General features: G+C 60.9%; 6 protein-coding genes. 2 read left to right on the forward strand and 4 right to left on the reverse strand.

Annotation, left to right across the window (positions count from 1 at the left end):
* Positions 1-37 precede the first annotated feature (37 nt).
* Positions 38-418, reverse strand: coding sequence for a RidA family protein (locus V7D69_RS15485; RefSeq protein ID WP_333606261.1), 381 nt, complete (start codon positions 416-418; stop codon positions 38-40).
* A gap of 131 nt (positions 419-549) precedes the next feature.
* On the opposite strand from V7D69_RS15485, the gene V7D69_RS15490 reads away from it, so the two are divergent.
* Both V7D69_RS15490 and V7D69_RS15495 read left to right on the forward strand, forming a co-directional pair.
* Positions 550-867 carry a hypothetical protein gene (locus V7D69_RS15490; RefSeq protein ID WP_333606262.1) on the forward strand — a complete coding sequence of 106 codons (318 nt, stop codon included), beginning with the start codon at positions 550-552 and terminating at the stop codon, positions 865-867.
* Between the two features lie 68 nt (positions 868-935).
* A complete protein-coding gene (locus V7D69_RS15495) occupies positions 936-1,361 on the forward strand; it encodes a thermonuclease family protein (protein ID WP_333606263.1) in 426 nt (141 codons plus the stop codon).
* On the opposite strand, the gene V7D69_RS15500 is transcribed toward V7D69_RS15495, so the two are convergent.
* The 3 genes from V7D69_RS15500 to V7D69_RS15510 form a co-directional block, all read right to left on the reverse strand.
* Positions 1,358-1,900: a glycine zipper 2TM domain-containing protein gene (locus V7D69_RS15500; protein ID WP_333606266.1), complete on the reverse strand. Its 543-nt coding sequence runs from the start codon at positions 1,898-1,900 to the stop codon at positions 1,358-1,360. The genes V7D69_RS15495 and V7D69_RS15500 overlap by 4 nt on opposite strands.
* Positions 1,901-2,163: 263 nt before the next feature.
* Positions 2,164-2,901, reverse strand: coding sequence for a BglII/BstYI family type II restriction endonuclease (locus V7D69_RS15505; RefSeq protein WP_333606264.1), 738 nt, complete (start codon positions 2,899-2,901; stop codon positions 2,164-2,166).
* The gene (locus tag V7D69_RS15510; RefSeq protein WP_333606265.1) at positions 2,901-3,548 is read right to left on the reverse strand and encodes an MT-A70 family methyltransferase; all 648 of its coding nucleotides are present in this window, start codon (positions 3,546-3,548) and stop codon (positions 2,901-2,903) included. Before V7D69_RS15510 ends, V7D69_RS15505 begins: the two co-directional genes overlap by 1 nt.
* Positions 3,549-3,685: the final 137 nt, after the last annotated feature.

The raw sequence follows: 3,685 nt of genomic DNA on the forward strand, positions 1-3,685 counted from the left end.
TCGCAATTTTTGATGCCATACATGGTGATCATGTCGGTCAGCCCTTGAACGCAGTGACTTCGACTTCGACCTTCATCTCCGGCTTGATCAGGCCGACGACGACACAGCTGGAGGCGGGGCGGATATCCCCGAAGACCGGCGCGGTCGCCTTGCCCAATTCATCCCAATAAGCCGGGTCGGTGATATAATAAGTGACGCGCACCACGTCCGCGAAGGAGAAGCCGGCTTCCTCCAGCGCCTTGCCGATGACCTTGAGCGCATTGGCCGTCTGGTCGACGACGCTTTCGGGCATCGCCTTGGTTTCGGGATCGGTGCCGGTGGTGCCGGCAACGAAGCACCAGTCGCCCTGGACGACGGCGCGCGAGTAGCCGACCTGCGCCTCGAACGGCGAACCCGAGGAAATGAGTGTGCGGGGCATGGGGGATTCCTTGGAAAGCGGGAAGGATCGGGGCGGCTCTTGCCCCCTTGGCGGGCCGCTGTCCAGCGCCTTTTGGGGACCCAAGGAACGGGCGGACGGGCTCGCCCGTTGAAAGCCCAAGGAGACATGCCATGGACCAAGCGAACGACCGGGCCGGCAGGGACCGCTTCCCCGACCAGACCGAAGACAATGCCGAGCAGCGGGATGTCGGCAATCAGGCGCAGGACGTCGCGGAAGACGCGCGCGTCCGCTCCACCGACCTGTCGGAGGATAGCGAGCGCGGCGGGCGGCCCAATCCGGCGCAGATCATCCCCGACGACACGCCCGACCTGGTCGAGCGGATGGAGGAAATGAACCGTTCCGGACGGATCGACATGGACGCCTTTGCCGGCGAACCGCAGATGGACGATGAGGACGACGCTCTGGGGCCGACCGAACGCGAGCGGTAGCGCCGTTGCGGAGATAGATCGGACCAGCTTGGCCGCGCGGCCCCGCCCCCGCTTCCTATGCTGGCGGGATGATCCGCCTCGCCCTACCGCTCCTCGCGCTCGCCCTGCCCGTCGGGGAGGCCGGCGCTGCCGTCGACCAGCAGGTCGTGCAATTCCGCTTCTGCCATGGCGGCGCGCGGACCGACTGCGTGGTCGATGGCGACACCTTCTGGCTGCGCGGCGAGAAGATCCGCATTGCCGATATCGACACGCCCGAAACGCATCAGCCCCGATGCGGGGCGGAGCGGGCGATGGGCCTGCGCGCGACGCAGCGTCTGCAATTGCTGCTCAATGCCGGCACCTTCTCGCTCCAACCGGTGGCGCGGGAGAAGGATCGCTACGGCCGGACGCTGCGGGTGGTGCGCCGCGGCGGCCGGTCGATCGGCGCGATGCTGGTAATGGAAGGGCTGGCGCGGCCCTGGACGGGGTCACGCCAGCCCTGGTGCCGTAGTTAACGGCAACTCACGCCGCCGCGGTCGATCTCGCGGCCGAGCAGAGCGCCCGCACCCGCGCCGATCAGCACGCCGGCAGTGTTGGAATAGCCGCGATCGAGCTGGCCGCCGAGCAGGCCGCCCAGCGCCGCACCGACGATCAGGCCGGTCGTGCCGTCCGAACGGCGGCAATAATAGCGGTCGTCATAACCGCGATAGATGCGCGTGCTGCGGTCTACGCGGATCGGCTCATAGCCGCTGCGATAATAGCGGTCGGGGCGATAATAGCGCCCATAGCGCGGGTCGGGGCGGTTCCAGTCGTAATTGTAGACGACGCGGCCCGGGCGCTTCCACTGGCCATTGTGACGGCCATTGTCGTGTCGGCCTTCGCGCTTCCAGTCATGATCGTCGCGGTCGCGCCAGTCACGGTCGCGATCGCGGTCCCGGTCGCGCCACTCGCGATGGTCGTCGCGGCCATAGCCCTGGGCCATGGCCACCGTACCGGTCAGCGTCATCGCGCCGAGCGACAGCGCGGCGAGCGTGCCTTTGAGGGTGATCTTCATCATCTGCTCCTTGCCATCTCTTGTGAAGCCGTGGAGCTAAACACCTTATCCCGCATGGACGTTGCATGAACGGAACAAAACAGGCCGTTCAGCTAGGGGACAGGTGGTGGAGGTGGCGGCGTGTTGGGTCAGGGTGACAAAGGCGACACGATAGAAGCGCGGAAAAGCGCCGCTTTTTTCCTATTTTCCTGCAGGGTGAAAGAGCCGCTCAAAGGTGTAGCGGATCGCGGGGATTATGGGACAGGAAATAGGATTCTTGCGGATCAGGCCTGCATGTCGATGATGGAAGATGGCAAACCAATCAAGATCAAGGGGCAAGGGTTTCCTACGCCTCGCGCAACTCGATCTTGCAGTTTATTCCAATGTGTAGTCGCCTGACCAAATTTATCGGCCGTAAACTTCCGCGCCCATGCCTTCGCAAAAGGAACCTGGCGATCAAGATCCTTCTGAATTTGTTCCTTCTGCGGTCGAGTCGGTGAACCGGCACCAAATTCTTCTAAGCCCTGAAAATCGAAAATGTTACGATCGATGGCGAACTGCTCGATACGCTCGCGCATTGTCGCCTGCATTTCGGAACCACGAGTGACAATGCCGCCGACGCTAATCGCTCCCTCTGCATGAAGACGCTTAAAATTTTCAAGATCGCGATCGAAGAATGGATCTTTGTTGTTCCATTCGATTTCTAAAGCGATCGTGCCGTTGTCGGCACGACGGACATGATCAATTTCGTGACTGATGGATTCCTTAGGCACACCATCGACGGTTTTCTTCATCTCGAAATTGTGCTTAGTCCAGTGCAAAGCAGCAAGGCCGCGACGCAATCGCTGGGTCATTTTGGCCTCGCCTCCTCCGCCACCAATAATTTCGGTGATCGGCAAGGAGATATTCAGCAAAGCACCTTCAAGCTCACCTATGAGATCCTGAAAGTCATGAAGCATAATCGCTTGGGCATGGTTAGTAAATTGCAGCTCGAAGCCACCGTCCCGTAGTCGCGCCAACATTATTCGGCAGCGATCGCACTGTTATAGCTGTAAGTGTCCCAAGTGGGCTTGTAACTGTCGTCGGCCTGATTGCCCCAAACATCCCATCCCTTGCGCGCGCCCCTACTGAACATTTCGAGGCGAGGCCCCCAGGAGCAGGACTCAATCACATCATATTGCTCGTCGGGCTTGCGGCTATGCTCACGCTTGCGGGTCTGGAGCATGTTGACCTGACTACGGCCCGGCGCAAGGGTGCGAGCGTTCTTTCCTCGCACGCCGAAAAGCAGAAGTTCGGTAACGTTGCGAAAATAGAACCCCACGCCCCGACCGTCCGATCCGCCGTCCTTGCGGACCTTATGCCAGACGATGTTCGATATGTAGCGGAAGCCCCAGGCATCCATAACCTTGAGCCCTTCCGGCAGCAGCGCGTTCGGAACCCAAAGGTAAAGATGCGATGGATCGGCAGCAACGTCCACTACTGGCAAGGCGCAAATCTCATCCAGCGTCATAGTGCCATAGCGATTGAGACGCTTGTGCTCCGGCGCAACCTTGCCCGTCCGGTTTTGAAACTGCCACGGCGGATCTGCGAGGATCGTCCCATATTGCTTTCCGCGTGCGGTGGCGAGCAGGTCAATATGGGCGGCCAAGGGGTCGTCGTCTGAGAACATAATGAGATCTTGGCAGAACTGGATCCTCGGATCAACCACGATTGCAGATTATCCACATCTGCAATCGCTTTCTTGAAACCTCACTCCGCCGCAATCCCCGCAGCCTTGAACATGTCCGGATCGCTCGCCTCATCCGC

This window comes from Novosphingobium sp. (assembly GCF_036733805.1).
Taxonomy (GTDB): Bacteria; Pseudomonadota; Alphaproteobacteria; order Sphingomonadales; family Sphingomonadaceae; genus Novosphingobium.